Origin of the sequence: Nocardioides kongjuensis (assembly GCF_013409625.1) — a bacterium.
GTDB classification, from domain to species: Bacteria; Actinomycetota; Actinomycetes; order Propionibacteriales; family Nocardioidaceae; genus Nocardioides; species Nocardioides kongjuensis.
In genome coordinates, this window is the sequence record NZ_JACCBF010000001.1 from 202,877 (window position 1) to 228,793 (window position 25,917).

At 71.2% G+C, this 25,917-nt stretch carries 24 protein-coding genes and 2 tRNA genes; 16 read left to right on the plus strand and 10 right to left on the minus strand.

The features are described from left to right. Positions 1 to 98 precede the first annotated feature (98 nt). Together zwf and BJ958_RS00970 are read left to right on the plus strand one after the other, a co-directional pair. Positions 99 to 1,547 carry a glucose-6-phosphate dehydrogenase gene (gene zwf / locus BJ958_RS00965; protein WP_179724737.1) on the plus strand — a complete coding sequence of 483 codons (1,449 nt, stop codon included), beginning with the start codon at positions 99 to 101 and terminating at the stop codon, positions 1,545 to 1,547. Further along, entirely contained in the window at positions 1,517 to 2,365 is an 849-nt protein-coding gene (locus tag BJ958_RS00970) for a GDSL-type esterase/lipase family protein (RefSeq protein WP_179724739.1), read from the plus strand. Before zwf ends, BJ958_RS00970 begins: the two co-directional genes overlap by 31 nt. Before the next feature lie 23 nt (positions 2,366 to 2,388). Here BJ958_RS00970 and BJ958_RS00975 read toward each other — a convergent pair whose 3' ends face one another. Together BJ958_RS00975 and BJ958_RS00980 are read right to left on the minus strand one after the other, a co-directional pair. After that, positions 2,389 to 3,264, minus strand: a complete 876-nt coding sequence (locus BJ958_RS00975) for an SDR family NAD(P)-dependent oxidoreductase (RefSeq protein ID WP_179724741.1) — start codon at positions 3,262 to 3,264, stop codon at positions 2,389 to 2,391. Positions 3,265 to 3,319: 55 nt separating this feature from the next. After that, positions 3,320 to 4,732, minus strand: coding sequence for an HNH endonuclease signature motif containing protein (locus BJ958_RS00980; protein WP_179724743.1), 1,413 nt, complete (start codon positions 4,730 to 4,732; stop codon positions 3,320 to 3,322). Between the two features lie 21 nt (positions 4,733 to 4,753). Between BJ958_RS00980 and BJ958_RS00985 the strand changes: the two genes are divergently transcribed. Next, positions 4,754 to 4,981, plus strand: a complete 228-nt coding sequence (locus BJ958_RS00985; RefSeq protein ID WP_179724745.1) for a hypothetical protein — start codon at positions 4,754 to 4,756, stop codon at positions 4,979 to 4,981. Between the two features lie 117 nt (positions 4,982 to 5,098). Continuing rightward, on the plus strand, positions 5,099 to 5,854 hold the full coding sequence (locus BJ958_RS00990) for a methyltransferase domain-containing protein (RefSeq protein ID WP_179724747.1): 756 nt from the start codon (positions 5,099 to 5,101) through the stop codon (positions 5,852 to 5,854). 20 nt (positions 5,855 to 5,874) lie between these two features. Here BJ958_RS00990 and BJ958_RS00995 read toward each other — a convergent pair whose 3' ends face one another. After that, entirely contained in the window at positions 5,875 to 6,771 is an 897-nt protein-coding gene (locus tag BJ958_RS00995; protein ID WP_179724749.1) for a helix-turn-helix transcriptional regulator, read from the minus strand. A 142-nt stretch (positions 6,772 to 6,913) separates the two neighbouring features. Here BJ958_RS00995 and BJ958_RS01000 point away from each other — a divergent pair, with 142 nt between their 5' ends. Beyond that, a complete protein-coding gene (locus BJ958_RS01000; RefSeq protein ID WP_179724751.1) occupies positions 6,914 to 8,236 on the plus strand; it encodes an MFS transporter in 1,323 nt (440 codons plus the stop codon). Here the strand turns inward: BJ958_RS01000 and BJ958_RS01005 are convergent. Genes BJ958_RS01005 through BJ958_RS01015 form a run of 3 tightly spaced genes read right to left on the minus strand, consistent with a single transcriptional unit; the run spans position 8,194 to position 11,455 of the window. After that, on the minus strand, positions 8,194 to 9,714 hold the full coding sequence (locus BJ958_RS01005; RefSeq protein WP_179724753.1) for a flavin-containing monooxygenase: 1,521 nt from the start codon (positions 9,712 to 9,714) through the stop codon (positions 8,194 to 8,196). The two genes, BJ958_RS01000 and BJ958_RS01005, sit on opposite strands and share 43 nt — an antisense overlap. Next, positions 9,711 to 10,559, minus strand: coding sequence for an SDR family oxidoreductase (locus tag BJ958_RS01010; RefSeq protein WP_179724754.1), 849 nt, complete (start codon positions 10,557 to 10,559; stop codon positions 9,711 to 9,713). Before BJ958_RS01010 ends, BJ958_RS01005 begins: the two co-directional genes overlap by 4 nt. Next, a complete protein-coding gene (locus BJ958_RS01015) occupies positions 10,556 to 11,455 on the minus strand; it encodes a patatin-like phospholipase family protein (RefSeq protein ID WP_179724756.1) in 900 nt (299 codons plus the stop codon). The genes BJ958_RS01010 and BJ958_RS01015 overlap by 4 nt, the downstream gene beginning before the upstream one ends. Before the next feature lie 88 nt (positions 11,456 to 11,543). Between BJ958_RS01015 and BJ958_RS01020 the strand changes: the two genes are divergently transcribed. Next, positions 11,544 to 12,173: a TetR/AcrR family transcriptional regulator gene (locus BJ958_RS01020; RefSeq protein ID WP_179724758.1), complete on the plus strand. Its 630-nt coding sequence runs from the start codon at positions 11,544 to 11,546 to the stop codon at positions 12,171 to 12,173. 10 nt (positions 12,174 to 12,183) lie between these two features. Here BJ958_RS01020 and BJ958_RS01025 read toward each other — a convergent pair whose 3' ends face one another. Then, complete coding sequence (locus BJ958_RS01025) at positions 12,184 to 13,725, minus strand: purine-cytosine permease family protein (protein WP_179724760.1); 1,542 nt, start codon at positions 13,723 to 13,725, stop codon at positions 12,184 to 12,186. A 7-nt stretch (positions 13,726 to 13,732) separates the two neighbouring features. Continuing rightward, on the minus strand, positions 13,733 to 14,134 hold the full coding sequence (locus BJ958_RS01030) for a nuclear transport factor 2 family protein (protein ID WP_179724761.1): 402 nt from the start codon (positions 14,132 to 14,134) through the stop codon (positions 13,733 to 13,735). Between the two features lie 219 nt (positions 14,135 to 14,353). On the opposite strand from BJ958_RS01030, the gene BJ958_RS01035 reads away from it, so the two are divergent. Together BJ958_RS01035 and BJ958_RS01040 are read left to right on the plus strand one after the other, a co-directional pair. Continuing rightward, entirely contained in the window at positions 14,354 to 15,268 is a 915-nt protein-coding gene (locus tag BJ958_RS01035; RefSeq protein WP_179724763.1) for an AsnC family transcriptional regulator, read from the plus strand. A 24-nt stretch (positions 15,269 to 15,292) separates the two neighbouring features. Beyond that, positions 15,293 to 15,868: a hypothetical protein gene (locus BJ958_RS01040; RefSeq protein ID WP_179724765.1), complete on the plus strand. Its 576-nt coding sequence runs from the start codon at positions 15,293 to 15,295 to the stop codon at positions 15,866 to 15,868. Positions 15,869 to 16,168: 300 nt separating this feature from the next. Here BJ958_RS01040 and BJ958_RS01045 read toward each other — a convergent pair whose 3' ends face one another. Continuing rightward, positions 16,169 to 17,023 (minus strand): 3-methyladenine DNA glycosylase, encoded by an 855-nt coding sequence (locus BJ958_RS01045; protein ID WP_343052522.1) that lies wholly within the window; start codon positions 17,021 to 17,023, stop codon positions 16,169 to 16,171. A gap of 32 nt (positions 17,024 to 17,055) precedes the next feature. Here BJ958_RS01045 and BJ958_RS01050 point away from each other — a divergent pair, with 32 nt between their 5' ends. The 6 genes from BJ958_RS01050 (at position 17,056) to BJ958_RS01075 (ending at position 23,238) form a co-directional block, all read left to right on the plus strand. Continuing rightward, on the plus strand, positions 17,056 to 17,868 hold the full coding sequence (locus tag BJ958_RS01050) for a fumarylacetoacetate hydrolase family protein (protein WP_179724769.1): 813 nt from the start codon (positions 17,056 to 17,058) through the stop codon (positions 17,866 to 17,868). Further along, positions 17,865 to 19,340 carry a glutamate--tRNA ligase gene (gene gltX, locus BJ958_RS01055; RefSeq protein WP_179724771.1) on the plus strand — a complete coding sequence of 492 codons (1,476 nt, stop codon included), beginning with the start codon at positions 17,865 to 17,867 and terminating at the stop codon, positions 19,338 to 19,340. The genes BJ958_RS01050 and gltX overlap by 4 nt, the downstream gene beginning before the upstream one ends. Further along, positions 19,327 to 20,307, plus strand: coding sequence for a CPBP family glutamic-type intramembrane protease (locus BJ958_RS01060; protein ID WP_179724773.1), 981 nt, complete (start codon positions 19,327 to 19,329; stop codon positions 20,305 to 20,307). The genes gltX and BJ958_RS01060 overlap by 14 nt, the downstream gene beginning before the upstream one ends. A 44-nt stretch (positions 20,308 to 20,351) precedes the next feature. Beyond that, positions 20,352 to 20,423: transfer RNA gene (locus tag BJ958_RS01065), tRNA-Gln, on the plus strand. 104 nt (positions 20,424 to 20,527) lie between these two features. Further along, a tRNA-Glu gene (locus BJ958_RS01070) sits at positions 20,528 to 20,600 on the plus strand. 259 nt (positions 20,601 to 20,859) lie between these two features. Beyond that, positions 20,860 to 23,238, plus strand: coding sequence for a M4 family metallopeptidase (locus tag BJ958_RS01075; protein ID WP_343052523.1), 2,379 nt, complete (start codon positions 20,860 to 20,862; stop codon positions 23,236 to 23,238). A gap of 24 nt (positions 23,239 to 23,262) precedes the next feature. Here BJ958_RS01075 and BJ958_RS01080 read toward each other — a convergent pair whose 3' ends face one another. Next, positions 23,263 to 23,742, minus strand: coding sequence for a hypothetical protein (locus BJ958_RS01080; protein ID WP_179724775.1), 480 nt, complete (start codon positions 23,740 to 23,742; stop codon positions 23,263 to 23,265). Between the two features lie 92 nt (positions 23,743 to 23,834). On the opposite strand from BJ958_RS01080, the gene BJ958_RS01085 reads away from it, so the two are divergent. Then, positions 23,835 to 25,319: an AlkA N-terminal domain-containing protein gene (locus tag BJ958_RS01085; protein WP_179724777.1), complete on the plus strand. Its 1,485-nt coding sequence runs from the start codon at positions 23,835 to 23,837 to the stop codon at positions 25,317 to 25,319. After that, the gene (locus tag BJ958_RS01090; RefSeq protein WP_343052524.1) at positions 25,316 to 25,813 is read left to right on the plus strand and encodes a methylated-DNA--[protein]-cysteine S-methyltransferase; all 498 of its coding nucleotides are present in this window, start codon (positions 25,316 to 25,318) and stop codon (positions 25,811 to 25,813) included. Before BJ958_RS01085 ends, BJ958_RS01090 begins: the two co-directional genes overlap by 4 nt. Positions 25,814 to 25,917: the final 104 nt, after the last annotated feature.

Consider the following 25,917-nt stretch of genomic DNA (forward strand, 5'->3'; position numbering starts at 1 on the left):
CGCCGCTTGGTTCCCGCCGCGCCGCGGTCTTCTCGCGCCATGTGCGGGGTACGGCAGACTTGACGTGCTGGAAACAACAGGGAGGCACTGTGGACGACATGGCACCGAAGACCCAGAAGCCCGTGACGGTCGTGCTCTTCGGCGCGACGGGAGACCTCGCCCGCCGCAAGCTGCTGCCGGGGATGCTGCACCTGTTCGAGACCGGGCTGCTGCCCCAGCTGCAGATCATCGGTACGTCCCTCGACGAGCACACCACCGACTCCTTCGTGCAGTTCGTGCACGAGGCCGTCCAGGAGTTCTCCGGGGACGACGGCGACATGGCGGCCTGGCCGGAGTTCGCGAAGCTGCTGCACTGGGCGCCGGGCAGCGAGGGCCCCGCGGGCCTGCGGGCCGCGGTGGAGAAGGCGGAGGCGGACTGGTCGGGCGACCGGGTGCGGCTGCACTACCTCAGCGTCCCGCCGAAGGCCGCGCTGTCGGTGGTGAAGACACTCGACGACGCCGGCCTGGCCGAGGGCAGCCGGATCATCATGGAGAAGCCGTTCGGCGTCGACCTCGTCTCTGCGAAGGCGCTCAACGCCGAGCTGCACAAGACCTTCGCGGAGTCGCAGATCTACCGGATCGACCACTTCCTCGGGAAGGAGGCGGCGCAGAACATCCTCGCGTTCCGGTTCGCGAACGGCCTCTTCGAACCGATCTGGCACCGCAACAACATCGACCACGTGCAGATCGACGTGCCCGAGGAGCTCGGGCTCGAGCAGCGCGCGAACTTCTACGAGTCCACCGGCGCCTACAAGGACATGGTGGTCACCCACCTGTTCCAGGTCCTCGCGTTCACCGCGATGGAGCCGCCGACCTCACTGCACCCGGACGCCATCAACGAGGAGAAGAACAAGGTCTTCCGCTCGATGATGCCGATCGACCCGGCGAACGTCGTCCGCGGTCAGTACCAGGGCTACCGCGACATCGAGGGTGTCGCTCCCGAGTCGGAGACCGAGACGTTCATCGCGCTCAAGTGCTTCGTCGACAACTGGCGCTGGGCCGGCGTGCCGTTCTACCTGCGCACCGGCAAGCGGATGGCGGAGGGGGCGCGGATCATCTCGATCGCGTTCAAGGAGCCGCCCCGCTCGATGTTCCCGAAGAACTCGGGCGTCGGCGACCACGGCCCCGACCACCTGACGTTCGACCTCGCCGACAAGGCCAAGATGTCGCTGTCGTTCTACGGCAAGCGGCCGGGGCCCGGCATGAAGCTCGACAAGCTCTCCATGCAGTTCGCGATGGGCGACACCACCTGGGCCGGCTCGGTGCTCGAGGCCTACGAGCGGCTGATCTACGACGCCGCGCGCGGTGACCAGACCCTGTTCACCTCGGCCGAGGGCATCGAGCGGCTGTGGGAGGTCTCCGAGCCGCTGCTCGAGAACCCGCCGGTCGTCCGGCCCTACCGGCAGGGCAGCTGGGGTCCGAACCAGATCCACCAGCTGGTGGCGCCGTACGCCTGGCGGCTGCCGTTCGAGCGGCAGTGGCGCAACCCGAACGCGATGGGCGGCTGACCCGGACCGTGCTCCGGCGGTGCCTGGTCGCACTGGTCCTCGTGCTCGTCGCCTGGGGACTGGTGGTGGGTGTCCGCGCCCCGGGTCCCGTCCAGGTCGGAGCCACGGGCCCCTCGGCGCGACCGGGTGCGTACGTGCTGGCGCTCGGCGACTCGGTGCCGGCAGGAAGCGCGTGCGGCTGTGAACCCTTCCCGGTTCGGTACGGCGACCTGCTCGGCTCCGCGACGCACACCCGGGTCACCGTCGACAACCGTGCCGTGGGCGGCAGCGACAGCGCGGACCTGCTCGACGCGCTGCGCACCGCGGACCTGCGGGGTGCAGTCCGGCGGGCCGACATCGTGCTGGTCACGATCGGTGCCAACGACTTCGGTGACCAGCACGACGACATCGTCAGCGGCAGCTGCTCGCCGGCCGTCGACTGCGTCGGCGCCGAGCTCACCGCGCTCCACGACCGCCTCGCCTCGGCGCTCCGGATCATCCGGATGCTGCGGGGTGACCAGCCCACGACGGTGCTGGTGACCGGCTACTGGAACGTCTTCGAGGACGGCGACGTCGCGCGCGACGACTACGGCCCGACCGGCCTCGCCGCCGCCCGCGCCCTGACCGTGCGCGCCAACGCGGTCATCCGGACGGTCTCGGGCGCCACCGGAGCGCGCTACGTCGACCTGGCCGCGACCTTCACGGGTGCCGGCCCCGACCCGACCCGGCTCCTCGCCGACGACGGCGACCACCCGAATGCGGCCGGCCACGAGCTGATCGCCCGGGCCCTGCTCGCCGCCGGGCCGGTCATGGACCCAACCCCGAGCGCGGGAGCCTGAGCGAGCCTGACCGCCCCTGTCGCTCAGCGGACGACGGCGTCGCTGTAGCTGAGCGGAGCGCCGAGCAGGTTGCGGCGGGAGACCGGGACGCGGCCGTCGACGTCGGTCACGCCCAGCTCGATCGCCAGCTCCGCGCCGATCAGCGCCCGACCGGAACGCTCTCTCTTCGCGGTGCTGGGCCCGGCGTCGAGCGCGGCGATCGTCCGGCCGGTGAGCTCGGGATGCTCCATGATCGGCAGCGACGCGGCGTACAGGTCCGGGTCGGCGTCGACGACGCGCATGGTGCGCTCGGTGCGCAGTAGGCCCGGCCACAGCGACACCACGCTGACCCCCGACCCGTCGAGGTCGACGGCCATGTCGTGGGTCATCTTGTCGACGCCGGCCTTGACCGCGCCGTACGCCGGCCCGTGCAGGTAGCAGACCGCGCCGAAGCCCGAGATGTTCACGATCAGCGGAGACCGCTCGGCCGAGTCCAGCAGCAGGGGAGTGGCGTGCCAGGTCGTCGTGTACGTCGAGCGCAGTCCCACGTCGAAGGTCGCCACCGCGTCCAGCGACTTCTCCCAGAAGTGACCACTCGCGGTGATGTCGTCGGGAACGGCGAACGCGTTGTTGACCAGCAGGTCCAGCACTCCCTGCTCCCGGCGCACCTGCTCGGCCAGGGCCGCCCCGGCGGCGTCGTCGCGGTGGTCGCACGCGACCGCGATCCCGGTCCCGCCCCGCTCGGTCACCTGCGCGGCCGTCTCGCCGATGGTGCCGCCGAGGTCGTGCGTGCCGGGCTCGGTGCTGCGGCCGGTGACGTACACGGTGTAACCCGCGTCCCCCAGGGCAAGCGCGATTCCCTTGCCCAGCCCACGGCTGGCTCCGGTGACGACGGCGACGCGGTCGTGTGGTGCAGGCACGCGACGACGCTAGCCGACGCGTACCGCGCCCAGCCTTCGCAGTGACCGGGCGAGCTCAGGCGGCGCGGGGTCGGGCGGGTGCGTAGGTGATCCCCGCAGCGCGGTAGCCCTCGCGGGTGTTGCGGGGTGGTGGGGTCCACACGGGTTGACCGGTGTCCTCGTCGATGTGGACGGCCCAGGGGGTCTGGTGGACCAGGACGTGGTGGTGGCGGCACAGCATCACGAGGTTGTCGAGACTGGTCACACCGCCGTCGGCCCAGTGACGGATGTGGTGGGCATCGCAGGCCAACGGCATCCGGGCACAGCCGGGGAACGCACAGTGCCGGTCGCGGACGACCAACGCGGTCCAGATCGCGGCAGTGACGAGTCGTTGGGCACGCCCGACGTCCAACACCTGCCCGTGGGTGCCGAGCACGGTGGGGATGATCTCGGCGTCACACGCCATCCGGCGGACCGCGGCCGCCGAAACCCGGGCCCCGGTCGGGGTGTGTCCGTTGCGGGCGAGTCCGGCGTCGATGACCTGCTGCTCGAGGGATTCCTGGTCGATCAGCACCACCACCCGGGGCTTGGTGCCGTGGTCACGGGGCAGCTGGTCGTCGCTGGCGGCGAGCCGGTCACACGCGTCGACCAGCGCGTCCCAGAGTCGGGCACCCGCCTCACGGGGGTCACGCCCATCGTGGCGGCAGCCCGGGGTCAGACACGCAGCACTCGTGGAGACCCCGTCGTCGTCGAACATCGGTTGACCGGGTTGCCGGTTCACGCCGCCACACGAGCCGGGCTCGGTGGTGGCCGGGGCGGCGAGGGGGTGGAGGGTCGCCTTGATCCTCTCGACGTCCTCCACACTGCCGTAGCCCTTCACCCGGACTCCGCCGTGGCCGTCCTCGGCGAACGACAGGTGCCGGGCGTGATGGGCAGCGCGTTCGGCCTTCGCGCGTTCCTTCTCCGCGTTGACCAGCGCGGCGTCGGGGTCGAGCTCGCGGACCACGTCACCGAACACGGTCTGCAGATCCGACGCGTCGTGCCCACGGACGTCGACCAGCTCCAGCATCCGCCCAGCGACCGCGGTCCGGAACTGCGGCACCCGGGGCAAGGTGTGGACCTTCGACGCGATCGCCCGGGCCTGGGGCAACGTCACCCGGCCCGACTCCAACGCCGCCTGCACCTCGGGGAGGTCACGCAGCTGCTCGACCGCACGGACCAGCCCACCACCAGTCCCCTTGTGACCACCGGTGAGGTGGGTGAGGAAGTCCTTGACCGATGCCCACCCCAACCCCCGGACCGCGTCGGTGGCCTCGAGCCGCTCGATCCCGCGCAGCAACGCGGCATCGAGGAACGAGCGTGCCGCGACGATCGCCTCCACGCCCGCCACCACGTCCGGCCCGTCGACCGCGTCCCACTCGGCGCCGGCCAGCACCGAGGCACGCTCGGCCACGGCTGTGGCCTGGTCGAGCGCCCCGGGAGAAGTCATGCGCTCATCCTACTCGAACACATGTTCGAACACAAGAGTGCGAGCTCCTCCGCCCGCCGGCACGAGGTGGCGGGCGCGCTCGCCTCCTGGGGAATGGCCCTCGGCGAGTCCGGAAACCTGATCAGCGGTCTGGGCATGTTGCTGCTCGCCACTCCGTTGCTGGCTCTGCTCACTGCGGCGGTCAACTTCTGGTTGATCGACCTCGCCCTGACACCCGTTCGCGCGATCGTGACACGACCCAGGTCCTAGCCCGCTCATCGGCATGGGCAGACGGGTTCGCCTTGCGAAACCCATTGGCAGAGCGACGAGCTCCGCTGATGTACTGATCTGGCGCAGAGGATCGGCCGCCCGACGGAGGTAGTGGTTGTGACGGGGTACGAGGCGCTCGCTGAGGTGTACGAGTGGCTGATCTCGGACGCGAAGCTGGCGCCAGCTGACTTTGCTGCGTCGTTCGATGACGTCCTCGCACTGTTGCCGTCGGACGCTGACGTCCTGGACTGTTCGTGCGGAACAGGACAGCTGGCGGTGGGCCTCGCCGCTCGAGGCATGCGGGTTGTCGCCGCTGACGCCAGTGAGGCGATGGTTCGTCGGACTGCGGAGCTGGCCACTGAGCTCGGGGCGCCTGTCCGGTCGGTGCGGGCGGACTGGCGCGACCTGCCCGACCACTTCGACGACGAGACCTTCGACATGGTGTTCTGCGTGGGCAACTCGTTGCACCATGCCGAGGGCGCGAGCGGCAGGGTTGCTGCCCTGGAGTCCATGTCACGGGTCCTGCGCCGCGGCGGGCGCCTGGTGCTCACCTCCCGCACGTGGGAACTGGTGAGGTCGAGGGGTTCGCGGCTGGACATCGGGGACCGTCTCGTTCGCCGGAACGGTCGAGATGCCGTCGTGATCTACCGCTGGGAGATCGCGCCGCGTTGGGAGGACGAGCACCACATCGAGATCGCGGTCGCACAAGTCGATGCCGCCGGGTCGGTCCTGGTCCGCTCGGAGCTGTTGTCGTGCTGGCCCTACCGGTACGACGAGCTCGAGGCAGAGCTGCACAGGGTCGGTCTCCGGACCGAGACGAGCACCTTCAGTCTCGAGGACGAGAACTACAGGGTGGTGGCCCGGAAGGTGTAGGCGCCGCGTGCCGATCCGCCTCAGTCGATGACGCCCGCCTCCCGGGCCAGCCGTACGGCGTGCACCCGGTTGGTCGCGTGCAGCTTGCGCATCGCGTTCTTGAGGTACGACTTCACCGTGCTCTCGACCAGCCCGAGCGACGCCGCGACCTCGCGGTTGCTCTGGCCGAGGGCGACCTGGGCGAGCACGTCGATCTCGCGGGCGGCGAGACCGGTCGGCACGGCACCAGGGGCGCGGCGGGCAGTGGGCTCGGCGGGGGAGCGGCCGTGGTCGACGCGGCTGCGCACCTCCTCGAGGCGGGCGCGCAGGGTCTCGTCCTGCACCAGGGCGGCGAGGTCGGCGAGCTCGTCGGAGATGTCGCGCAGGTCGGCGCGGGTCAGCTGCACGTCGGGCTGGGGTGCGGGGGCCGCGGGCCGGCCGAGGCCGCGCAGGGCGCCGACACGGCGGCGTACCTCGTCGTCGACGGCGATCTCGCGCTCGAGGCGGCGCACGAGCGGGAGGAAGGTGTCGTACCAGACGTCGCCGAGGACGACCTGTGCGCGGTGGCCGACGTAGACGACCATCCGCGGCATCCGGTCGACCACGATCGGCAGGGCCGTCACGGTCTCCAGCTGCTCGGCGCGGACCGGTCCGTCGTACTGGTGGGTGATGCCGCGCGCGTCGTGGTAGTTGGTGACCGAGACCGGCCGGCCCATCAGCAGCGCCTTGCCGCCGAGGCCGTAGCCGGAGCGCACCCGCAGCCCCTGCAGCGAGCGGGTCTGGGCGCTGTGCAGGCCAGTGATGGCGAGGGTGTTGCCGTTGTCGACGACGGGACCACCGAACGCCATGTCGCTGTGCCCTGTGGCCCGGAAGGCTGCGAGCGTGCGCAGCAGCCGGCTGCCGTCGTGCGGCGCCTCCTGGACGAGGTCGAGGGACATGCCCTCAACGGTAGGTGACTGCGGTCACAGGCGGCAACGAGAGCACCCTCCTTGGGGGGTAGTACCCCCTTCGAGGGGTTCGGGCGGATTGTGGCCCCGCTCACACTCCGGGCGATCGACCGAACCCCGAGGAGTGGATTCCATGTCCGAACGACCGACCCCGATGCGGCGGGTGGCCTTCGCGAGCTGCGCCGGCACGACCATCGAGTTCTACGACTTCTTCATCTACGGGACCGCCGCGGCGCTGGTGTTCCCGACGGTGTTCTTCCCGGCGCTGGGGGACTCCGCCGCGAGCGTGGCCTCCTTCGCCACGTTCGCCGTCGCGTTCATCGCGCGGCCGTTGGGCGCGATCGGCTTCGGCCACTTCGGTGACCGGCTCGGCCGCAAGAGGACGCTGATCAGCACGCTGCTGCTGATGGGCGCGGCCACCGTCGCGATCGGACTGCTGCCCGGCGCTGCCACCATCGGCATCACCGCGCCGATCCTGCTCGTGGCGTTGCGCTTCCTCCAGGGCCTGGCAGTCGGCGGCGAGTGGGCGGGTGCGACGCTGCTCGCGGCCGAGTACGCGCCGGCGCACAAGCGCGGCCTGTACGGCGCCTTCCCGCAGATGGGCCCGGCCCTCGCGTTCGCGCTGTCGAGCGGCACCTTCCTGCTCGTCAACCGCGTCGTCGGCGACGCCAGCCCGGCCTTCCTCGACTGGGGCTGGCGGGTGCCGTTCATCGCGAGCGCGCTGCTGGTGGCCGTCGGCCTCTACGTGCGGCTCAAGGTCGAGGAGACCCCGATGTTCCAGGAGAGCGCCCGCACCCGCGCCTCGACGCAGGGTCCGCTCGCCTCGGCGCTGCGCCACCAGTGGAAGGAGATCCTCCTCGGTGGTGGCTCGCTGGCGATGCTGTTCGCGTTCTTCTACGTCGGCACGGCCTTCCTGACGTCGTACGGCGCCACGACGCTCGGCCTGTCCCGCCCCACGGTCCTCACCATCGGTGTCGCCGCCGCGTTCGTGTTCGGCTCGATCACGCTGCTCTCGGCCGTGTTCAGCGACCGGATCGGGCGCAGGAAGGTGGTCCTCGGCTCGTGCGTCATCGCGGTCCCGTGGGGCTTCGCGCTGTTCCCGATCCTCGACCACGGCACGGCGGCGTCCTTCGCCATCGGCCTGTTCGGCACGCTCGCGATCTTCGCGACCTCCTACGGCCCGGCCGGCGCGATGCTGCCCGAGATGTTCCGCACCGAGTACCGCTACACGGGCGCCGGGATGGCCTACAACCTCGCCGGCGTGATCGGCGGCGGCACCGCGCCCTACCTCGCCTCCGACTTCGCGGAGGCCGGCAACACGCAGGCGATCGGCTGGATGCTCGCGGCCTTCGCCCTCGGCAGCGTGGTGTGCGTGCTGCTCATGCCGGAGACCCGGCACCGGGCGATGACCCGTCAGGACGTCGAGGCGGAGACCCTCGCGCCGGTGAACGTGTAGTCGTCCAGCGGGAAGCGGGTGGCCTCGCGTGCTGCGCTCAACGTCGACGTCGGGCGCAGCAGCACCGCCTCCCCGTGCTGGTTGAAGTAGTAGCTGCGGGCGGTGGCGCAGCTGCCGGCGTTGAACACGGAGTTGTCGAGGAGGCCGGTCATCCGGTCCAGGAACTGGTCGTTGGCCTCCTCGGTGACCTCCACGACGTCGGCGCTGCGCTTCCGCATCGCCCGCAGCACCCGCCCCATGTGGGCCATCTGGGTCTCGATCGTCGTGAAGTACGACAGGCCCGAGTAGGAGTAGGGGCTGTTGAGCGAGAAGAAGTTCGGGAACTTCGGGACCGTGATGCCCTCGTAGGCGCAGAACCGGTTCGCCCTCCACCAGGCACCGAGGTCGCGCCCCTCGCGCCCGACGATCCGGATCGCGGGGAAGTTCACGTCCCACAGGTTGAAGCCGGTGGCGAGCACGAGGACGTCGAGGTCCGCCCGGTTGCCGTCGGCGGTGACGATGCCGCTCGCGTCGACGTGGTCGATGCTGGTCGTCTCGAGGTCGACGTGCGGCTGGGTGAACGTCGGGTAGTAGGTGTTGGAGAACGTCGGCCGCTTGCAGCCGAAGTCGTAGTCGGGCGTGAGCTTCGCCCGCAGCTCCGGGTCCTTCACCTGCCGCCTGAGGTGCGCATCGCAGACCCGCTTGCCGGCGGCGTTCGCCCACGGCAGGTCGCGGAAGTGCAGCACCCCGGCGACCATCATCACCTCGAGGATCGACGTACCGAGCAGCCGCGTCGCCTTCTGGGTGAGCGGCACCCTCGCGAACGCGCCGCGCACGATGCCCGGCACCGGGCCGTCCAGCTTGGGGCTGACGTAGATCGGCGTGCGCTGGTAGACGGTGAGGTGGTCGGCCACCTTCGCGAGCTCCGGGATGAGCTGGACGGCGGTCGCGCCGGTGCCGATGATGCCGACCCGCTTGCCCTCCAGGTCGACGTCGTCGTCCCAGCGGGTGGTGTGCATGACGGTGCCCGCGAAGTCCTCGACGCCGGGGATGTCCGGCAGCCTGGGCTGTGAGAGGAAGCCGGTCGCGGTCAGCAGGAAGCGGCCGCGCACGACCTCGCCGCCGGCGATCGTCACCTCCCACAGGGAGGTCCCCTCGTCCCAGCGAGCGCCCTCGACGACCGTGCCGAAGCGCATGTGGCGGCGCAGGTCGTACTTGTCGGCGACGTGGACGGCATAGCGCTTGAGCTCGGGCCCGGGCGCGAACAGCCGCGACCAGTGCGGGTTCGGCTCGAAGGAGTAGGAGTACGTCGAGCTCGGGATGTCGACGGCGAGGCCGGGGTAGCGGTTGACGTGCCAGGTGCCGCCCAGGTCGTCCTCGCGCTCGAGGATCACCAGGTCGTCGTACCCCTGGCGCTGGAGCTCGATGGCGGCTCCCATGCCGCCGAAGCCCGCACCGACGATGACGGCGTCGTGGACGTGGGTGTCGGTCGCGCTCATCGGACGGTCCTCTCGGTGGCGGCGGCGTCGAGTCGCGCGGAGTAGCCGGCTCGCTGGGTCGTGTCGGTGTGCAGCGCACGGTCGTCGCGGACGACCTTGCGGACCCGGTCGAGCACGCCGGTGGGGATCAGCGTGGTCGTGGCGGCCAGCACGCCGACGTACCGCGGCACGGCGATCTCGGCCTCGCGGCTGCGGACCGAGCCGACGACCGCGGCGGCGACCCGCTGCGGGGTGACCTTCGGGATCGGCCTCATGTCGAGGCCGGAGGCGAGGTCGGTGTCGACGGCCGACGGCAGCACCGCGGTCAGCGTGACGCCGTGCGGCGCCATCTCCAGGCGGGTCGCGGCGGTCAGGCCCACCACCGCGAACTTGCTGGCGTTGTAGACCGCCAGCCCCGGGATCGGGAACTTGCCCGCGAGCGAGGCGACGTTGACGACGTGGCCGCGACGGCGCTCGACCATGCCGGGCAGCACCCGGCGCATGCCGTGCAGCACGCCGTGGACGTTGACCTCCATCATCAGCCGGTCCAGCGCAGGATCCATGTCCAGGAACGCGCCGTTGGGCATCACGCCCGCGTTGTTGACGAGGACGTCGACCGGGCCGTGCTCCTCCTCGGCCGCGGTGACGAACGCGTCGTACGACGACCGGTCGGCCACGTCGAGGTGGTGGGCGCTCGCGCCGGTCTCCCCGGCGGTCGCCTGCGCGAGGTCGAGGTCCAGGTCGCCGAAGGAGACCTTGGCGCCGCGGGTGAGGAACGCCTCGACGGTGGCGCGGCCGATGCCGCGGGCGCCGCCCGTGACCGCGACGTGCGCGCCGGCGAGGTCGATCGGGGTGGGGTGATTCATCGGAGGACCTCCAGGTGGTCGACGAGGGCAGGAGCGGAGCGGGCGGCTTCCTCGCGGACCCGTGCGAGCCGCGAGCCGTCCATGAAGTTGGGGCCCATCGCCTCGAGGTCGGCGGCGGTCGGTTCGATCCGCACGACGCGGGCGCCGGCGTCGCGCAGCTGCGCGACCTCGTCGTCGACGCGGCGGGTCATCGGCCGGCGCAGCAGCCGCTCGACCCGGCTCAGGCCGCGGGCGGGGGCCCCGCCCCGGCTGGACATCGGGGCCACGACGACCACCTCGTCGATGCTGCCGTCCTGCACCTGCGGGAGCAGGAGGTCGGCCGAGGTGGGGGAGACGGCGCCGCCATCGAGGAGCTGCCGGTCGCCGATCCGGACCGGCGGGAACCAGCCGGGGATCGCCCACGAGGCCGCGATCGCCTGTCCCAGCGCGGCCTTCGGGGCGTCGGGGTGGCCGAGCGGCACCCGCTCGCCGGTGCGGGCGTCGGCCGAGACCAGCCAGGTCCGTGGGTGGGCGACCCATCCGGTGACGGGGTCGGCCAGCCGCTCACCCAGGTCGACGAGCCACTGCGGGTCACCGCCGCCGCGCGGCAGCAGTCCGGCCAGGCCGGCGAGCAGGTCCGCGTGCCCGGTCAGCGCGGCCCGGGTCAGGCCGAGTCCCGGCAGGCCCGGGCGGGGGAGCGGCGGGAGTGCCCGCGGCGGGTCGCCGCCATCGCCCTGGAGAGCGGCGGCGGACATGCCGGCGCCGAGGCGGGCGACCAGCTCGGCACCGGCCGACGTACCGATGAGGACGTCGGCCGTGCGCGGGTCCCAGCCCTTCCGCTCCAGCTCCGCGAGCACGGCGGCGGTCCAGGCGAAGCCCAGTGTGCCGCCGCATCCGATGACCAGTGCGCGCCCCATGCGTCCACCTCAGATCCAAGAACCGGAATGGGATGTCAGTTTCGGAACGTATCGTCAGATCTGGGGGATTGCAATAGGCTCCGGTGTCATGACGGCGACCACGGAGGGGCTCTCGCGGCTGGAGCGGCGCAAGGCCGAGACCCGGCGCGAGATCATCGACGCCGCCTTCACGTGCTTCGCCGAGCAGGGCTACCACGCGACCGGGATCGCCGACATCGCCGCGCGGCTCGGGATCGGGCACGGCACGTTCTACCGCTACTTCGAGAACAAGCGAGACATCGTCGAGCACGTCATCGACGACCTGATCGGCCGCATCGTCGAGGCACTCGGCGCCGAGAACGCGCCCGAGGCGGTGAGCACGCTGGAGGAGTACCGCGCGCAGACCGCGCGGATCGGCACCGCGCTGGCGCAGATCTTCAGCGAGGATCCCCGGGTGGCCCCGCTGCTGCTCTCGGCGGCCGGCATCGACGACGCCATGCGGGAGCGGATGCTCGACCTGTTCGCGATGACCACGCCCCTCACTGCGGCCTACCTCGAGCACGGCGTGCGGCTCGGCTACCTGCGCGCCGACCTCGACGTCGAGCCGACCGCGCAGTCGATCAACGGGATGATCCTCGGCTCGGTGCTGGCCGGCATGCGCGACCCGGCGCCGGCCCAGCAGGAACGACTGAGCGCCGCGATCCGCGCCGTGATGTACGACGGGATCGCGGCGCGCTAGGCCACAGGGCTCAGTCGCCGACGATCGGGTGGTTCGCGGCCGGGCCGGCCGGGACCAGGCGCGGGCCCTCGGGGCCGAACGCGTCCGCGGGCTCGGGGAAGATCCGCAGTGCCGCGAGGTAGAGCACCGCAGCGAGGCCGAGGCTGATCGGGATGCTCAGGTCGATGCCGTTGGCGTGGTTGCCGAGCCAGCCGACGAACTGCCCGGGCAGGTTGACGAACATCAGGCCGACGCCGGCCGAGACCAGCCAGGCGCCCATCGCGCGCCAGTTCCAGCCGTGGGCGAACCAGTAGCGGCCGCCGTGCTGGCGCCGGTTGAAGACCTGCAGCGAGTCGGAGTCGTACCAGCCGCGACGGGTGTACCAGCCGATCATCATCACGACCATCCACGGCGCGGTGCACACGACGATGAGCACGGCGAAGGTGCTGATGCTGGTGACCACGTCGATGGCGAAGCGACCGACGAAGATGAACGCGATCGCGAAGACGCCGATGAACGTCGTCGCCTGGACCCGGTTGAACCGCGGGAACACGCTCGAGAAGTCGAGGCCGGTGCCGTAGAGGGACGTCGTACCCGTGGACAGGCCGCCGATGACGGCGATCGCGCAGACCGGCAGCATGAACCAACCCGGCGAGATGGCGAGCAGGCCGCCCGCGTAGTTGCCCGCGGCGAACAGGTCGGGCTGCTCGGTCGCGACGATGGTGGCGGTGGTGAGGCCGAACAGGAACGGCACCAAGGTGGCGAGCTGGGCTCCGAAGGCGGCGCCCATCAGCTTGCCGTGCGGGGTCTCGCGCGGGATGTAGCGCGACCAGTCGCCGAGGAAGGCGCCGAAGGAGACCGGGTTCGACATCACGATGAGGACCGCGCCGACGAAGGCCGGCCAGAACAGGTCGCCGGTGGCGGTGCCCGCGAAGCCGGGGTCGAAGTCGCCCGCGAACGCGATGATGCCGAGCACGAAGAGCACCGTCGTCGCGACGACGGCGACCTTGTTGACGAGCAGCATGAAGCGGAAGCCGTAGATGCAGACCGCGAGCACGAGCACGGCGAACAGGCCGTAGCCGAAGGCGAGGCTGACGTCGTTCTCGGGGATCTTGATCGCGCGGTGCGCGGCGCCGATCAGCATGTCGCCGGACGACCAGACGGAGATCGAGAAGAACGCGAGCGCCGTCAGCAGGGACAGGAAGGAGCCGACGACCCGGCCGTGCACGCCCAGGTGGGCCGAGGACGACACCGCGTTGTTGGTGCCGTTGCGGGCGCCGAAGAGTGCCATCGGTGCGAGCAGTGCGGCGCCCAGCAGCAGGCCGATCAGGATCGAGGCGAAGCCCTGCCAGAAGGAGAGCCCGAACACGATCGGGAAGGTGCCGAGCACGACGGTCGCGAAGGTGTTCGCGCCGCCGAAGATCAGCCGGAACAGGTCCAGGGGCGAGGCGGACCTTTCGTCGTCGGGGATCGGCGCGATGCCGTTGACCTCGATCGTGGTCGCGGACGGCGGTGCGGCCGGGGTCGCGACTCCGGTGTGCGCGGGGGTGGGCTCGTCGGTCTCGGTGCTCATCGGGGCCTCACTCAGGAGTGGTGGAGAGGTGCTCGTGGACGGCGAGGAGACCGTCGGGGCCGTCGGCGAACACGATGGTCTCGCGTTCGGTGTAGGACTCCTCGGGTGCGTCGGTGGCCGGCCGGACCGTCGTACGGACGGTGTGGGTGAAGATCGCCGTCTCCCCGAGGAGCTGGACCTTGCGGTCGGTGCTGGTGCACTCGACGACCTGCCAGCCGTCGGCCAGCCACGAGGTCCAGAGCGCCTCGTACGCCGCCCGGTCGTCGAGGCGGGCCCGCTCGGTGTGGAAGCAGAACGTCGCGTCGGGCCGGAAGGAGCCGAAGTAGGCCGCCGTGTCGGTCGCCGCGAAGGCGGCCACCAGGCGGTCGGCCGCGGCGAGCACCGCGGTCTCGGTCAGGGCGTCGGTCACGGTTCCTCCAGGGGCCAGCGCAACGTGCGGTCGGCTGACGCTACGGCCGCTCCGGTGGTGTCGCAAGCACAACCATCGGTCGTCGTGGCGGCTCTGTTGTCGATCTGCCGGTCACTTGGGCAGATCATGTCGATTCTGGGATCATCGAGGGTTGGATGCGCCGGATCGACCGGCTGTTCGGTGCGCAAAGGGCGTGCTGCGAAAACCTGCAGGAGGACCGTGGACGAGATCGACACCCGGATCGTCGCCCTGCTCGCCGCCGACGGCCGGATCAGTCACCGCACCGTCGCTGAGCGCACCGGCATCTCCCGCTCTGCGGCCGGCGCTCGCGTCGCGCGCCTCCTCGCTGGCGCCGTGGTCGACGTGCGCGGTGCCGTGAACCCGGAGCTGCTCGGCCACCGCGAGCTCGCCCACCTGTCGCTGCGCCTCACCGGGCCCGCCCTCCCGGTCGCCCGCGCGGTCGCCGAGCGCACCGACGCCACCCTGGTCTCCGTCGTCACGGGCGAGAGTCCGGTGGTCCTCGAGCTCCGCGAGCCCGACCGCGACCGCCTCGCCGCCGCCGTCGCCGAGGTCCGGGCCCTCCCCGGCGTCGCCGGCGTCGACGTCCTCACCTACGACGCCGTCCACCGCGACGTCCTCGGCCCGGTCGGGCCGGTCACCTGTGACCTCGACGACCTCGACCTCGACCTCCTCGGCCTGCTCCAGGTCGACGGCCGCGCGTCGTACGTCGCGCTCGCGGACACCGTCGGCCTCACCCCGGCCGCCGTCCGCCGCCGGGTGCAGCGCCTGGTCGCCTCGTCTGCCGTCCGGATCGGCGGACTGGCCCGCTACTCGACGTACGCCGGGCAGCACGTCACCGGCGTCGCCGTACGCCTCGCGGGGTCGGCGCCCCCGGTCGTGGCCGACCTGCTGGCCATGTCCGAGGTCCGCTTCCTCGCCACCACCTACGGTCGCGCCGACCTGCTGCTGACCGTCGCCGACGCCCACCCGCGCCCGGTCCTGGAGGTGCTGGAGGAGGTCCGCGCCCACCCGGGGGTCCGTGAGATCGGCACGTGGCAGCACGTCGAGGTCGTCAAGGAGTCCTACGACGCACTCACGATCACCCGGGTCACACGAGTTGGCCGGACACCCTGAGAGCGGAGCGCCTAGCCTTCCACCATGGGTGATGACGCTCGGGTGCGCTGGTCCGGCCCAGGCGTGTGGCGCCCGGGGCCCGGTCTCCGTATCGCCTGGCTCGTCATCGGCGTCCTGTTCGTCAGCGGGACGACCTGGTTGTACCTCGACGGCGAGGTTCTCTCCGATGGCGATGTCCCGCTGTTCGCCGTCTCCGACCTGGTCGCGGTCGTCGTCCTGCCGGTCGTGCTGCTCCGGTGGCGGTTGGTGCTGACGGGCGACGAGCTGGTCCGCGTCTTCTTCCGGATCCGGCGGATTCCCCTCCGCGAAGTCGTCGACGCCCGGAACGTGAGCCGCCAGGGGCTCACCTTCGTGTGCGCGGACGGCCGCGAGCTGACCTTCGGCGGCGTCGCCAACTCAGCCTGGGGACACCGTCGAACCACCCCGACGCGTGCCGACCTCGTCGCCCGCGCCGTGCTGAGCGCGGCGGCCACGGCTCAGGGCGAGGAGCCGCCCGTCGACTACCGCCTGCCACCGATGACCGGGCTGAAGCAGGAGATCATCGAGCAGGGGATCGTCGGTGGGATCGTCGGTGGGATCGTCGCGTTCTTCCGCTCGTGACGACCGCGGACGCTCACACTGGAGCGGCGATGGTCGATGATGTGGCGGTGGACCCGCGCCAGCGCAGTTCCGATCGGCGCTTCTTCACGGCGATCGGCATCTGGATCCTGATCGGCGTGAGCCTGATTCTCCTGGGCCTGGTTCTCGCCTGTGCGGGTGCGGACATGTGGGCCTCGGGCTACCGATCTGCTCCGCTCGCCATGCTGTTCCCGATCGGCGCCGCGGTCGTCGGCACCGGCTGCTGGGCTCTCGCGCGGCGGGTGATCCGCGGCCTGACAAGCCGGGCAAGCGTGGTCGCTACTAGTTGGCCGCCTCCAGCAGCCGCTCGCACTCCTCGACCAGCCGCGCTCGCAGCGGAGCACCGCGCTCGGCGAACCCGCGCTGCGCCTCGACGTACGCCGCCTTGCCCTCGGCGGTCTCGATCCGCACCGGCTCGAAGCCGAGGTCTGCGAGGTCGTACGGCGCCGCGCGCATGTCGAGCGTGCGGATGTCCCAGGCGAGCTCGAAGCAGTCGGCGACCAGGTCCGACGACACGAGGGGCGAGAGCCGGAAGGCGTGCTTGTAGAGGTCCATGCCGGCGTGCAGGCATCCGGGCTGCTCGAACGCGGGGCGGTCGTCGCGTCCCGGGCCGAGGGTGTTCAGCGGCCGAGCCGGGGGAGTGAAGAAGCGGTACGCGTCGAAGTGGGAGCAGGCGATGCGGTGGCCCTCGACGACCTCGTCGGTGCCGGCGGTGCCGAGGCGCAGCGGCCAGTCGGCGTGGCGGGTCTCGTCCTCGGAGAGGCGGTAGACCATGGCCCACTCGTGCAGGCCGAAGCAGCCGAAGTGCGGGGCGCGGCCGGCGGTGGCGGCGAGCAGCTCGTGGATCGACGCGACGAGGGGGCGCTGCGAGGCGAGGTACGCCGACGTCACCGCCACGCCGCCGTCGGCAGCCGCGTAGCCCTTGAGCCCCTCGAGCTCCGAGCCCGGTGTCACCACGACCCCGAACCCGGGGTGCCAACGGCGCAGCTGGGCCGGGCGGTACGAGTAGTAGGTGAACAGGAAGTCGAACACCGGGTGCTTCACGGCTGCCCCGCGGCGGGCGAGGTGCGGGCCGACGTAGCGGTCGATGCGCGCGGCGTGCTCCGCGGCTCGCTGACGCCATTCCTCCGCATTCACGACGAGCAAGCGTAGGTCGATAGGCTCACCGGGTGCGCATCGTCAGATTCACGACAGGCGAGGAGCCGTCGTACGGCGTCCTGACCGGCGACCTCGACGAGTACGGCCAGCCCGGCGACGACGCGGCGATCGTCGGTCTCGTCGGCGACCCGCTGTACCAGGGGATCAAGCTGCTCGAGAAGGAGTACCGGCTCGAGGACGTGCGCCTGCTGGCGCCGGTGCTGCCGCGCAGCAAGGTCGTCGGGATCGGCCGCAACTACGCGGCCCACGCGGCCGAGCTCGGCAACGACGTGCCCGACGAGCCGCTCATGTTCCTCAAGCCGAACACCAGCGTGGTCGGGCCGGGCGACACGATCCTCTACCCGCGTCAGACCCAGGACCTGCACTACGAGGGCGAGCTCGCCGTCGTGATCGGCCGCATCTGCCGTGACGTCCCGGCCGAGCAGGCCACCGACGTCATCCACGGCTACACGATCGCCAACGACGTCACCGCGCGCGACCTGCAGCGCTCCGACGGCCAGTTCACGCGCGCCAAGGGCTTCGACACGTTCTGCCCGCTGGGGCCGTGGATCGAGACCGACCTCGACCCGCACGACTTCAACGAGGGCCGTCGGGTCCAGACGTTCCTCAACGGGGACGTGGTCCAGGACGGCACGACGGCCGACATGGTCTTCGACGTGCCGGCGCTGGTCGCGCACGTCTCCAGCGTGATGACGCTGCTGCCCGGCGACGTCATCCTCACCGGCACCCCCGAGGGTGTCGGCCCCATGCAGGTCGGCGACGAGGTGGAGATCTCGATCGAAGGCCTCGGAACCCTCACGAACAAGGTGGAAGCACGATCATGAGCAGCCCCAACGGTCCGGTCCGCGTCCGGATGGCACCCTCCCCGACCGGGAGTCCCCACGTCGGCATGATCCGCACCGCCCTGTTCAACTGGGCCTTCGCGCGCCACCACGGCGGCACCTTCGTCTTCCGCATCGAGGACACCGACAAGGAGCGCAGCACCGACGAGTCGCTGAACGCGATCCTCGACCTGATGCGGTGGCTGGGCCTCGACTGGGACGAGGGCCCGGGCGTGGGCGGCCCGTTCGCGCCGTACAAGCAGAGCGAGCGCAGCGACCTGTACGTCGACGCGCTGGCGCGGCTCAAGGACAGCAGCTTCACCTACGACTGCTACTGCACCAACGAGGAGGCGGCCGCGCGCCGCAAGGCCGCCGGCTCCAAGGTGCAGGGGTACGACGGCTTCTGCCGCGAGCTGACCCAGGAGCAGGTGGAGGCGTTCGTGGCCGAGGGCCGCAAGCCGGTCGTCCGGTTCCGGATGCCTGACGGTTCGATCACCTGGAACGACCTGGTCCGTGGCGAGGTCACCTTCGAGACCGAGTTCGTCCCCGACTTCGCGCTGTGCCGCGCCAACGGCGACCCGCTCTACACGCTGGTCAACCCCGTCGACGACGCGCTGATGGAGATCACCCACGTGCTGCGCGGCGAGGACCTGCTCTCGTCGACGCCGCGCCAGATCGCCCTCTACGAGGCGCTCAAGGAGGTCGGCATCGCCAAGGCGACGCCGGAGTTCGGGCACCTGCCCTACGTCATGGGCGAGGGCAACAAGAAGCTCTCCAAGCGCGACCCCGAGGCGCACGCGCTGGCCTACCGCGACCAGGGCTACCTGCCCGAGGGCCTGCTCAACTACCTCGCCCTGCTGGGTTGGGCGATCGCGGCCGACCGCGACATCTTCAGCCTCGAGGAGATGGTCGAGGCCTTCGACATCACCGACGTCGTCGCCAACCCGGCGCGCTTCGACCTGAAGAAGTGCGACGCCATCAACACCGCCCACATGCGGCTGCTGTCGATCGAGGAGATCACCCACCGGGTGCTGCCGTTCCTCAAGCGCGACGGCGTCGTGAGCGACCCGGTCACCGATGCCGACGCGCAGCTGCTCGAGCTCGCGATGCCGCTCGTCGGCGAGCGGATCAACAAGCTCTCCGAGGCCAGCAGCATGCTCGGCTTCCTGTTCGTCTCCGAGGACGACTTCGAGGTCGACCCCGAGGACGCGGCCAAGCAGATCGGCGAGGCGGGCCTCCCGGTCCTGCAGGCGTCGTACGACGCCCTCGTGGCGCTGCCGACCTGGTCGACCGACGCCATCCAGACCGCCCTGCAGGGCGCCCTCGTCGACGGGCTCGGCCTCAAGCCGCGCAACGCGTTCGGCCCGGTCCGCGTCGCCGTCACCGGCCGCCGGATCTCGCCGCCGCTCTTCGAGTCGATGGAGCTCCTCGGCCGCGACCGCAGCCTCGGGCGGTTGCAGCGTGCCCTCGGCTGACCCAGCCGGACTGAGGCACGACGAGCTCCAGCGGCGCGGGCCGGCGGGCGCCTGGCGTCCGCTGGCCGGCATCCCGCTGCTGCTGGTGATCTTCTTCGCCGGCCAGCTCGTGCTGAGCCTGGTGGTCACCCTCGTGCTCGTCGCGGGCGGCGACTCGTCCACGGAGGCCGTCGACAAGCTCTCGGGCGAGGTGACCACGCCGTCCTTCCTGGCGCTGGTCAACCTGGGCTGGGCGGCCGCGATCCCCGCGGTGTGGGTGGTCGCCCGGCTGCTCCACGGGCAGACACCGGGCTGGGTCACCTCCGTGACCGGCGCCTTTCGCTGGCGCTGGTTCGCGGTGTGCCTCGGCCTCGCCGTGGTCGCCCTCGGTCTCACGCTGGTCGCCTCCGCGGTGCTGCCCGACCAGGGCACGGGATCGCTCGACGCGAGCGGCACCGTCAACCCGTGGACGACGACCGTGCGCGACTTCCTGCTCGTGATCGTGCTGCTGACGCCCCTGCAGGCAGCGGGGGAGGAGTACGTCTTCCGCGGCTACCTCGCGCAGGCCTTCGGCGGGCTCGCCGCCCGCGCCGGGTCACGTGGCGCAGCGGCGGTCTCGGTCGTCGTCCCGGCGCTGCTGTTCGCGCTGGCTCACGGCCTGGGCCAGGACGTGCCGACCTTCTTCGACCGGTTCGCGTTCGGTCTGGTCGCGGGCGCCCTCGTGGTCCTCACCGGCGGCCTCGAGGCCGGCATCGCGATGCACGTCCTCAACAACTTCCTCGCCTTCGGCCTGGCCCTCGCGTTCGGCGACATGACCGATGCGCTGAACCCCACGGGAGGAAGCTGGTGGTCGATCCCGGTGACCCTCGTCCAGTCGGTCGGCTACCTGCTCCTCGCGGTCTGGGCGGCCCGCCGGACGGGCGTCCAGAACCGCACCAGGACCCCGGACGGTGGGGCCATTTTGGTCGCCGAGCGACCCGACGGGTAAGGTAGGTTCTCGGTTCGCCGGCCTCGGCCGGAGACCGAAACCATTGGGATATGGTGTAATTGGCAACACAGCTGATTCTGGTTCAGTCGTTCTAGGTTCGAGTCCTAGTATCCCAGCGAAGCTCTCGCGAGAGACAGGTCACTCCGTCAGGATTTGGCCGGTCAGGCAGGAAATCGCTAGAGTTCACGACGTTGTCACGGAGAGATCCGGAACAACGAATGCCCCCGTTGTGTAGCGGCCTAGCACGCCTGCCTCTCACGTAGGTAGCGCCGGTTCGAATCCGGTCGGGGGTACAGCTTCGGGCCCGGTCCTTCTGGACCGGGCCCGACTGGTTTTTCCGACCACCGCGCGGGCCCGGCGCGTTCCTCATGTTGTTGCATTGCTTCAACTTGCAGGTCCCGGTCCATTGACCGTGGATTCGGCCAGCCACGAGGTTGTGCTCTGGCCGCCCGGCACCCACCTCTCGCCGAGCCGGCCATCCACCCGGCTCGCCACTCCCCGGACCTTCGAGGCGCGAGCGAGCCCGACTCTCAAGAGGAGTGTTGGTTCGAAGTGAAGCGCAACCTGATGGGTGGCCTGGTCGCCACCCTCGTCACGGCCTCGGCACTTGCCGTGGCGCCCCTCGCCCCACCGTCCGCCCACGCCGATCCCGGTTCGGTGGTGAAGGCGAAGCCGCGCGACGACGCGCACCAGAAGGCCCGCCGCTCCGCCAAGGCGCTGATCGCGAGCCAGGCTCCGCAGCTGCGCACGAGCGACGACGAGCAGTTCGCGGCCGCGCCCGTCGTCAGCGGCGGCGCGGGCCTGCAGTACGCGTCCTACACCCGGACGTATGACGGGCTGCCGGTCCGCGGCGGTGACTTCGTCGTCGTCACCGACCGTGACGGCAAGATCCTCGACACCAGCGTGGCGCAGAAGAAGGTGATCGGCCGGCTGTCGGTGACCCCGACGCGGACGGCGGGCGCCGCGACCGCGACGGCGAAGGGGACGCTGCGCGACGCGGAGCTGCGGGGCACGCCCGAGCTCGTCGTCCACGCGCTCGCCGCACCAAGGCTCGCGTGGAAGGTGACGGTCAGCGGCCTCACCGCCGACGGCGACCGCTCGGTCCGTGACGTCTACGTGGACGCGAAGCAGGGCTCCGTCATCGAGTCCGACGAGCTGGTCCACTTCGCGACGGGCACGGGCAACGGCCACCACAACGGCCCGGGACTGGCGATCGAGACCACCCAGGCGTCCGCGTCGTCGTACACGCTGGCCGACCCCGGCAACCCCGGCGTCGACTGCCGCATCGACAACAACACCACCAACAGCGTCCCGGTCGTCTCCGGGCCGGACAACAGCTGGGGTGACGGCTCCGGCACCAGCACGGAGACCGGCTGCGTCGACACCCTGTACGCGCTCCAGGTCCAGGACCGGATGCTCAGCCAGTGGCTGGGCCGCGACGGGTTCAACGGCAACGGCGGCGGCTGGCAGGCGCGCGTCGGCAAGGACGAGGTCAATGCGTTCTACTGCCCGCCGGGCCTCAGCGAGCCGGGCTACTGCACCGGCACCGAGTGGGTCCGGATCGGCCACAACCAGGCCGGCACCGAGTGGCTGACCAACCTCGACGTCGTCGGCCACGAGTACGGCCACGGCGTCGACCAGAACACCCCGGGCGGCCACTCCAACGGCAACACCGGTGAGTTCGTCGGTGACGTCTTCGGCGCGCTGACCGAGCACTACGCCAACGAGTCCAGCACGTACGACGAGCCGGACTACCTCGTGGGCGAGGAGGTCAACCTCGTGGGCGACGGCGAGATCCGCAACATGTACAACCCGTCGGCCAAGGGCGACCCGAACTGCTACTCCAGCTCGATCCCGAACGCCGAGGTGCACTCGGCGGCCGGTCCCGGCAACCACTGGTTCTACCTGCTCGCCGAGGGCACCAACCCGGCCGGGGGCCCGACCAGCACCACGTGCAACAACGGCGGGACGCTCACCGGGATCGGGATCCAGAAGGCCGGCAAGATCTTCTACAACGCGATGCTCATGAAGACCACGAGCTCGAGCTACCTCAAGTACCGCACCTGGACGCTGAGCGCTGCGAAGAACCTGTTCCCGGGCTCCTGCGCCGAGTTCAACGCCGTCAAGGCCGCGTGGAACGCGGTCTCCGTCCCGGCCCAGACCGCCGACCCGACCTGCACCACGGCCGGCAACACGGTCACCGTCACCAACCCGGGCAACCGCACCGGCACCGTCGGCACGGCCACCTCGCTGCAGCTGACCGGGTCGTCCTCGGGGGCCGGTCAGACGATCACCTGGTCGGCCACCGGCCTGCCCGCCGGCCTGACGATCAATGCCAGCACCGGCCTCGTGTCCGGTACGCCGACCGCCGCCGCCACGTCGAACGTGACGGTCACCGCGAAGGACACCACCGGCGCCACCGGGTCCACCAGCTTCACGTGGACGATCAGCACGAGCGGTGGCGGCCCGACGGGCAACCTGCTCCAGAACCCCGGCTTCGAGTCCGGGGCCGTCAGCTGGACCGGCACGAGCGGACCGATCACCAACAACACCGGCCGTGCGGCGCGGACCGGCAGCTGGAAGCTGTGGCTCGGCGGCAACGGCAGCACGTCGACCGAGAACGAGAGCCAGACGGTCACGATCCCCGCGACGGCCACGACGGCGTCGCTGAGCTTCTGGGTGGCGATCGACAGCGCGGAGACGACCACGTCGACGGCGTACGACACCGCGAAGGTGCAGGTCGTCAACGGTGCGACGACGAGCACGCTCGCGACGTACTCCAACCTGAACAAGTCGAGCGGGTACGTGCAGAAGACGTTCGACCTCGCCGCCTACAAGGGGAAGACGATCACGCTGAAGTTCCTGATGAACGAGGACTCGTCCCTGCAGACGAGCTTCGTCATCGACGACACCGCGATCAACGTCGGCTGAGCTCAGCGACGAAGCGGCGGGCGGTCACCGGTCTCCGGTGGCCGCCCGTCCGTCCTTGGCGGCCGTGCTCCTCGCAGTGGCCGTCTTCTTGGCGGCCCGCGTCTTCGGCGGCGTCGGCTCGGTGCCGACGATCGCGAACACCGGCGCGGTGACCTTCTCCAGCGCGGCAACCGCGTCGGCGTGCCGCTCGGCGAGCTTGGCGACGACGCCGGCGAGCTCGGCCTGGGCCTCGGCCAGCGTGTGCACGGTGTCGGCGAGCTCGCGCTGGCGCACGATGAAGTCCTGCAACGGCTGCGCGGTCGAGCTCGCCAGGCTGGTGACGGCACCGGCCATCCCGGCCACGGCGCCGGCGAGGTCGCCGACCTGCCGGGCGAGCTCGTCGGGCTGCGTGACACCGGTGACGGCGGTGTCGCGCACGCCCCTGAGGACGTCGGTGGTGAGCTTCAGGGCGATCTGCTGGGACTTGATCAGCAGGTCGAGGGGATTGATCGGAGCGTCCGCCATGGGAGCAGCGTGGCAGAACCGGCCCCCTTGCGGTCACCGTCATGTCCGATTTCCGCGAGAGACTGTCGGTGGCGGGCGGCAGGATGGACGACATGGAGAGCACAGTGACCACGCCGGAGCAGCTCGACTTCGAGCGCTGCTACACGGCCGTGCAGTCGCGTGACCGTCGCTTCGACGGCGTCTTCTACACCGCGGTGCGCTCGACGGGCATCTACTGCCGGCCGTCCTGCCCGGCCCGCACGCCCGCCTCCCGCAACGTCTCCTTCCACCGCACCGCGGCGGCCGCCCAGGCCGCCGGCTACCGCGCCTGCAAGCGCTGCCTGCCCGACGCGACGCCCGGCAGCCCGGACTGGGACGTCGCGGCGACCGTCGCCGGACGGGCGATGCGTCTGATCGCCGACGGCGTCGTCGACCGGGAAGGCGTCGAAGGGCTCGCCGCCCGCCTCGGGTACACCTCCCGACACCTCTCGCGGCTGCTGACCGCCGAGCTCGGCGCGGGTCCCCTCGCGCTCGCGCGAACCCAGCGCGCCCAGACCGCCCGTGCGCTCGTCGAGAGCACGACGCTCAGCCTCGCCGACGTGGCGTTCGCAGCGGGCTTCTCGAGCGTGCGGCAGTTCAACGACACCATGCTCGAGGTCTACGACGCGACGCCGAGCCACCTGCGCGGCCGCAGGTCGCCCACGGCGAGCCAGGTCCCCGGAGCCATCGACCTGCGGATCGCCGTTCGTACGCCGTTCCGGGGCTCCGCGCTGCTCCGCTTCCTCGCCGACCGCGCCGTCCCCGGCGTCGAGGTCGCCGAGGTCGCGGCCGACGGCAGCGGCTGCTACTCCCGCACGCTCGCCCTGCCCCACGGGCCGGGCGTCGCCCGGGTCGAGCTCGCCGACCTCGACGGCGTCGGGTCGTCGTACCTGCCGCTGCGCCTGGTCGTCGAGGACCTCCGTGACACCACCGCCGCGCTCGCCCGGATGCGCGCGCTGCTCGACGCCGATGCCGATCCCGTGGCGGTGGACGCCCACCTGGCCACGGATCCGCTGCTGGCACCACTCGTCGCGGCCCGGCCGGGACTGCGCGTGCCGGGACACGTCGACGGCGCCGAGGTGGCGGTGCGCGCGGTCCTCGGCCAGCAGGTCACGGTCGTCGCCGCCCGCACCGCCGCTGCCCGGCTCGTCGCCGCCCACGGGCGTCCCGTCGAGACCGGGGTCCCCGGACTGACGCACCTGTTCCCCGACGCGGCAACCGTCGCGGCCCTGCCGCCCGAGGAGTTCCGGATGCCCCGAGCCCGCGGGAGGGCGCTCGTCGGGATGTGCGCGGCGATCGCGGCGGGCGAGGTCGTGCTGGACCGCGGCCCCGACCGCGGCGACGTACGCCGCACGCTGCTCGCCCTGCCCGGCATCGGCCCCTGGACGGCCGACTACATCGCGCTGCGTGCACTCGGGCACCCCGACGTGTGGCTGCCGACCGACGTCGGCGTCCGCAACGCGCTCGCCCGGCACCCCGACGCCGACATCACCCCGGAGGGCTGGGCGCCCTGGCGCTCCTACGCCCTCCTCCACCTGTGGACCTCGCTGGAAGGATGAGCACTGCCATGTGGACCGTCATCGAATCGCCCATCGGGCCGCTGCGCCTCGTCGAGCAGGGCGGCGCGATCACCGCGATCGAGTTCTCGCCGTTCCGCGACGGCGTCCGCCCGCTCGGCGCCGAGGGCGCCGACCACCCCGTCCTGGTCGCCGCTGCGCACCAGCTCGCCGAGTACTTCGCCGGCGACCGCACCGAGTTCGACCTGCCGCTCGCGCCGGCCGGCAGCGCCTGGCAGCGCTCCGTGTGGGCCCAGCTGCTCGGCATCGGCTACGGACAGACCGCGTCGTACGGCGAGATCGCCGCACGCCTCGGCAAGACGAACGCCGCATCCCGCGCCGTCGGCACGGCCAACGGCGCGAACCCGATCCCGATCGTGATCCCGTGCCACCGGGTGATCGGTGCCAACGGGACGCTCACCGGCTACGCCGGGGGACTGGAGCGCAAGCAGCTCCTGCTCGACCTGGAGCGGGACGAGGACGCCGCGCTGTTCTGACGGGAGCGGTGGGTCAGTTTCACCGGCCGGCCGGTGAAACTGGTGCTTGGACGAGGAAGCATCCTCGTCCAAGCGCGAGTTTCGTCGTCCAGGCCGACACTGCT